Origin of the sequence: Streptomyces cahuitamycinicus (genome assembly GCF_002891435.1) — a bacterium.
In the GTDB taxonomy this organism is placed as follows: domain Bacteria; phylum Actinomycetota; class Actinomycetes; order Streptomycetales; family Streptomycetaceae; genus Streptomyces; species Streptomyces cahuitamycinicus.
In genome coordinates this window covers 1-5001 of the sequence record NZ_POUC01000515.1, presented here as the reverse complement: position 1 = coordinate 5001, position 5001 = coordinate 1, and the positions used below count along the sequence as shown (strand labels likewise).

Annotated in this window: 6 protein-coding genes and 2 pseudogenes; 4 read left to right on the top strand and 4 right to left on the bottom strand. The window is 71.2% G+C overall.

The window, feature by feature from the left end; genetic code table 11:
- Positions 1 to 244 (top strand): annotated as a pseudogene (locus C1J00_RS38125) (PhzF family phenazine biosynthesis protein); the annotation flags it as partial.
- Positions 245 to 260: 16 nt separating this feature from the next.
- Here C1J00_RS38125 and C1J00_RS38120 read toward each other — a convergent pair.
- Together C1J00_RS38120 and map are read right to left on the bottom strand one after the other, a co-directional pair.
- Positions 261 to 905, bottom strand: a pseudogene (locus C1J00_RS38120) (biliverdin-producing heme oxygenase); the annotation flags it as partial.
- 125 nt (positions 906 to 1030) lie between these two features.
- The gene (map, locus tag C1J00_RS38115; RefSeq protein WP_102913476.1) at positions 1031 to 1888 is read right to left on the bottom strand and encodes a type I methionyl aminopeptidase; all 858 of its coding nucleotides are present in this window, start codon (positions 1886 to 1888) and stop codon (positions 1031 to 1033) included.
- Positions 1889 to 1946: 58 nt separating this feature from the next.
- Between map and C1J00_RS38110 the strand changes: the two genes are divergently transcribed.
- Positions 1947 to 2180 (top strand): hypothetical protein, encoded by a 234-nt coding sequence (locus tag C1J00_RS38110; RefSeq protein ID WP_102913475.1) that lies wholly within the window; start codon positions 1947 to 1949, stop codon positions 2178 to 2180.
- A 137-nt stretch (positions 2181 to 2317) separates the two neighbouring features.
- Here C1J00_RS38110 and C1J00_RS38105 read toward each other — a convergent pair whose 3' ends face one another.
- Positions 2318 to 2920 carry a hypothetical protein gene (locus tag C1J00_RS38105; RefSeq protein WP_102913474.1) on the bottom strand — a complete coding sequence of 201 codons (603 nt, stop codon included), beginning with the start codon at positions 2918 to 2920 and terminating at the stop codon, positions 2318 to 2320.
- A gap of 234 nt (positions 2921 to 3154) precedes the next feature.
- On the opposite strand from C1J00_RS38105, the gene npdG reads away from it, so the two are divergent.
- The gene (gene npdG / locus C1J00_RS38100; RefSeq protein ID WP_102913473.1) at positions 3155 to 3874 is read left to right on the top strand and encodes an NADPH-dependent F420 reductase; all 720 of its coding nucleotides are present in this window, start codon (positions 3155 to 3157) and stop codon (positions 3872 to 3874) included.
- A gap of 72 nt (positions 3875 to 3946) precedes the next feature.
- The gene (locus tag C1J00_RS38095) at positions 3947 to 4126 is read left to right on the top strand and encodes a hypothetical protein (protein ID WP_102913472.1); all 180 of its coding nucleotides are present in this window, start codon (positions 3947 to 3949) and stop codon (positions 4124 to 4126) included.
- A 10-nt stretch (positions 4127 to 4136) separates the two neighbouring features.
- Here the strand turns inward: C1J00_RS38095 and C1J00_RS38090 are convergent, their stop codons facing one another.
- Positions 4137 to 4937: a site-2 protease family protein gene (locus C1J00_RS38090; RefSeq protein WP_102913471.1), complete on the bottom strand. Its 801-nt coding sequence runs from the start codon at positions 4935 to 4937 to the stop codon at positions 4137 to 4139.
- Positions 4938 to 5001: the final 64 nt, after the last annotated feature.

The following is a 5001-nucleotide window of genomic DNA, read 5'->3' as shown; positions in this document are numbered from 1 at the left end:
GTGGGGGAGGGTGTACGCCTGGGCGTGGGAGGACGAGCCCGCCGGGCGGATCCGGGCCCGGGCCTTCCCCGGCCGGGGTGACGGCATCGACGAGGACGAGGCGACCGGGGCCGCTGCCCTGCTGCTCACCGACCGGCTGGGCCGGGCCCTGAACATCACCCAGGGCTCGGGCTCCCAGATCCTGACCGCGCCCCAGCCGGGCGGATGGACCGAGGTCGGCGGCCGGGTCCATCTGGAACGCTGACCTGACCGGAGCGCGTCGCCGTCAGGGGAAACTCCTCGCCCAGCGCCTCGAACATCGCGTTGTTCAGCCCGTACGCCCGCTTGCACTCGGCCACGATCCGCTGCCGCTCCAGCTCGCCACCGGGCACCGCGTCCAGCAGCTCCGCGTAAGTCCGCTTGAAGGCGGCCGGGTTGGGGATCTCCTCGAAGACGTAGAAGCGGACGCCGTCGCCCTTCTTCGCGAAACCCCAGTTCCTCTCGGCCGTGTCGCGGATGATCTGCCCGCCGGAGAGGTCGCCGAGGTAGCGGGTGTAGTGGTGGGCGACGTAGTCGGCCGGCCGGCTACGGGCGCACGCCGTGATCCGTTCGGCGTACTCCAGGGTGGCCGGCAGCGCGCTGACCGTCCTCCGCCAGCCGGGGCCGCGCAGGTACTCCAGGTCCCGCTCCAGCGCCGCCATGCGGAACAGCTCCGGCCGGACGAAGGGGCCGGCCACCGGGTCGGCGACGAGCCGCCGGGCGCCGGACTCCAGCGCGCCGTACACGAACCACAGCTGCTCCGTGTAGCGCGCGAAGGCGTCGATCCCCAGCTTGCGCCCCAGCAGGTCGCCGATGAAGGTCGAGCCCCTGACCTCCTCGTGCTGCTCGCGAGAAGCGGTCCGAAGGAGCGTCGAGAAGGATTCCATGGGCGTACTTTTCCCGACGGGCTGTCGGTAAAAACCCCCGGCACCGAAAGAAGCGGCCCGCCCCCGGAGGAGGGCGGGCCGTGCGGTGACGTGCGGGTGGTGCGGTGGCGTGCGGGCGGTGCGGGCTACGGCAGCGTGAGGATCTCCGCGCCCGAGTCCGTCACCACCAGCGTGTGCTCGAACTGGGCCGTCCGCTTCCGGTCCTTCGTGACGACGGTCCAGCCGTCGTCCCACATGTCGTACTCGTGCGTCCCGAGCGTCAGCATCGGCTCGATCGTGAACGTCATGCCGGGCTGGATGACCGTCGTCGCGTGCGGGCTGTCGTAGTGCGGGATGATCAGGCCAGAGTGGAACGACGAGTTGATGCCGTGCCCGGTGAAGTCGCGGACGACCCCGTAGCCGAAGCGCTTGGCGTACGACTCGATGACCCGGCCGATGATGTTGATCTGCCGGCCTGGCTTCACCGCCTTGATCGCCCGCTCCAGGGACTCCCGGGTCCGCTCCACCAGCAGCCGCGACTCCTCGTCGACGTCACCCACCAGGTAGGTGGCGTTGTTGTCGCCGTGCACACCGCCGATGTACGCCGTCACGTCGAGGTTGACGATGTCGCCGTCGCGCAGGACCGTCGAGTCCGGGATGCCGTGGCAGATGACCTCGTTGACCGACGAGCACAGGGACTTCGGGAAGCCGCGGTAGCCCAGCGTCGAGGGGTAGGCGCCGTGGTCGCACATGTACTCGTGCGCGACCCTGTCCAGCTCGTCCGTGGTCACCCCGGGGGCGATCAGCTTCGCGGCCTCCGCCATCGCCCGGGCCGCGACACGGCCGGCCACGCGCATCGCCTCGATGGTCTCGGGCGTCTGCACCTCCGGTCCGGTGTACGGCGTCGGCGCGGGCTTGCCGACGTACTCGGGGCGGCGGATGTTTCCGGGCACGGGACGGGTGGGGGACAGCTCCCCTGGTACGAGCAGCGACTGGCCAGACATGCCAGCGAGTCTAACCAGCGGCCATGGGGGAACATGACGGTGGCGAGAGGAGCTGGTCATGGCCCTGTTCAAGAAGCGCACGGTCGGCAAGCCGGGTGAGTGGTACTACTGCCTGGAGCACAAGAAGGTCGAAGAGGGGCCGGAGTGCCCCAACAAGGACCGGTTCGGGCCGTACGCCTCCCGCACGGAGGCCGAACACGCGATGGCGACCGCCCGCGAACGCAACCTCCAGTGGGAGAACGACCCCAAGTGGCACGACGCCCCGGCGGGCGGCAGGGACGACGAGAGCTGAGCCCCCAACGGCGCCCGGGTCCGCGACAGTCACGGGCCCGGGCGTTCGCGTGGCCGCGGGCCCGGGCGTTCGCGTGGCCGCGGATCCGGGCGTTCGCGAGGGCGGGGCACCGAGCCCGCAGCAGGACCGCGCGGATGTCACCAGCGGGCCGGCGGCGGTGCCGTCAGGTGCTCAGCCAGGCGGGCCACCCGGTCCCGGAAGCGCCGCCGCCCACGCGGCGTCGGCAGGGCGTTCTCCCCGGCCGCCGCGCTGACCAGGTGCTGCACCGTGTCGAGGTCCAGTTCCGAGCCGTCGGGCACGGCCAGGGTCTCGTGCGCCATGGACGGCAACTCGCCCTGCCCGGGGCCGAGGGCAAGAACCGTCGCTCCGGCGCGACGGGCATCGGACACCCGTTCCACGAGTGGTGCCGCGGGCTCGCCGGGGGCGACCACCAGCAGTGTCTCGCCCCGCCTGGCCGCCTCCAGCCGGCCCAGACCGACCGCCAGGTGCGCCGGATCAGAAGGGCGCGCGTTGTGCCGCACCAGGGTCGGGGCCAGCTCCGGAGTGCCCGACCAGGCGGCCTCGTCCACCAGGTGCGCGGCCAGATGCCACGGCTCGTACGACGGCGTGCCGACCAGCAGCAGCCCGCCTCCGTGCGACACCACCGAGCCGCGCAGCGCCCCGGCGAACCGCCGCGTCGCCCCCAGCCACTCCGTCCCGGCGAGCACTTCCCGCAGCAAAGCGACCCGAACCGCATCCATGGGAGCGCATCCTGCCCCGAGCGGTCACTCGCCACGTGCGGTTCACCTCGTATTCGCCCGGGCTGGGTAGGCCGACCGGTCACCCGTACCGCCGTCGAACGACGGGTCGCCCGCCCGCTACGGCGACGCCCGCGCAGACGACCCCGCTCAGGTCGTCCTCGCCCACCGGCCGGGCCCCGGAGCGGTGGCACGGTCGTGGAGTCGGGGCGATGGCACGGTCGTAGAGTCGGGGCCATGACCTCTACCGACAGTGCTGCCACCGACAACGCCCAGAAGGCCCCCGCCAAGGACCCCTGGGACCTGCCCGACGTCTCCGGACTCGTGGTGGGGGTGCTCGGCGGAACCGGGCCGCAGGGCAAGGGCCTGGCCTACCGGCTCGCCCAGGCCGGCCAGAAGGTGATCATCGGCTCGCGTGCCGCCGACCGCGCCCGGGCAGCAGCCGAGGAACTCGCCCACGGCGTCGAGGGCGCCGACAACGCCGAGACCGCCCGCCGCAGCGACATCGTGATCGTCGCCGTGCCCTGGGACGGCCATGGCAAGACCCTCGAATCCCTGCGCGAGGAACTGGCAGGCAAACTCGTCGTCGACTGCGTCAACCCGCTCGGCTTCGACAAGAAGGGTGCCTACGCCCTCAAGCCCGAGGAGGGCAGCGCCGCCGAGCAGGCCGCCGCCCTGCTGCCGGACTCCCGGGTCACGGCCGCCTTCCACCACCTGTCGGCCGTGCTGCTCCAGGACCCGGAGATCGACGAGATCGACACCGACGTGATGGTGCTCGGGGAGGTCCGCGCCGACGTCGAGATCGTCCAGGCCCTCGCCGGCCGCATCCCCGGCATGCGCGGCATCTTCGCCGGACGGCTGCGCAACGCCCATCAGGTGGAGTCGCTGGTGGCGAACCTGATCTCCGTGAACCGCCGGTACAAGGCGCACGCGGGCCTGCGGGTCACCGACGTGTGAGCCGGTGACGCACATGGGGGACACTGGACGGCACCAGCAGTGCCGCAGTGTCCCCCGACAGGAGTCGACCCCATGCCCCGCCTCGCCCTCTACGCCCTGATCGTCTGCGTCCTCTCCGTGGCCGCCGCCGTGGTCTCCTTCACGCGGGGCAGCCTCCTGGGGATCGTGTGGGTACTGCTGGCGGGCCTGTCGTCCAACATGTGCTGGTACTACGCCAAGCGCGCCAAGCAGCGGAAGTCCGTCACCGGCTGACCCGCGCCCGTCAGGGAGCCGCCGAACAGAACTCGTTCGAGCCCTGCCAGAAGCGATACAGCGCCTGCCCGCAGTACGTCTCGAAGTCGCTGATCCCCAGGGACTTCAGGATCGTGTCGATCACGTCGAAGAAGACGCCGTTCACCGCCGGCAGCCACAGCAGGGCGAACACGAAGAGCAGGCCGAACGGCGCGAACGGCTCCACCTGGCGCCGGATGCCGTACGACAGCCAGGGCTCGATGACGCCGTAGCCGTCCAGGCCCGGCACCGGCAGGAAGTTCAGCAGCGCCGCCGTCACCTGGAGCAGTGCGAGGAAGGCGAGGGCGAACCGGAAGTCGTTCGGCACGCCGTCCAGCGCGTCCAGCCAGAACGGGGCGGTGCAGACGACGGCGAACAGCACGTTCGTCAGCGGGCCCGCCGCCGAGATCAGACTGTGCTTCCAGCGCCCCTGGATCCGCCCCCGCTCGATGAACACGGCGCCGCCGGGCAGCCCGATACCGCCCATGATCACGAAGATCACCGGGAGCACGATGCTGAGCAGCGCGTGCGTGTACTTCAACGGGTTCAGGGTCAGATAACCCTTCGCGCCGATGGAGATGTCGCCGCTGTGCAGGGCGGTGCGCGCGTGCGCGTATTCGTGCAGACAGAGCGAGACGATCCATGCCGCCGTCACGAAGAGGAACACGGCGACGCCGGGCTGCTCGGCGAACCCGGTCCAGGTCGCCCATCCCGTGACCGCCGTCACGGCGACGATCCCGACGAAGACGGGACTGATCCGCCGCTCGCTGTGGCGGGTGGTGGCGGTGGTCATGGGGCTCCCTGCACTCATCAACACGGGGTGGGACGGCCCGACGGTACCGGGCACAGGTGAAAAA

Bases quoted from the DNA above. Each gene is read 5' to 3' on its own strand.
- C1J00_RS38105 (WP_102913474.1), bottom strand. From the start codon at position 2,920: ATGGATGCGGTTCGGGTCGCTTTGCTGCGGGAAGTGCTCGCCGGGACG.
- C1J00_RS38090 (WP_102913471.1), bottom strand. From the start codon at position 4,937: ATGACCACCGCCACCACCCGCCACAGCGAGCGGCGGATCAGTCCCGTC.
- npdG (WP_102913473.1), top strand. From the start codon at position 3,155: ATGACCTCTACCGACAGTGCTGCCACCGACAACGCCCAGAAGGCCCCC.
- C1J00_RS38110 (WP_102913475.1), top strand. From the start codon at position 1,947: ATGGCCCTGTTCAAGAAGCGCACGGTCGGCAAGCCGGGTGAGTGGTAC.
- C1J00_RS38095 (WP_102913472.1), top strand. From the start codon at position 3,947: ATGCCCCGCCTCGCCCTCTACGCCCTGATCGTCTGCGTCCTCTCCGTG.
- map (WP_102913476.1), bottom strand. From the start codon at position 1,888: ATGTCTGGCCAGTCGCTGCTCGTACCAGGGGAGCTGTCCCCCACCCGT.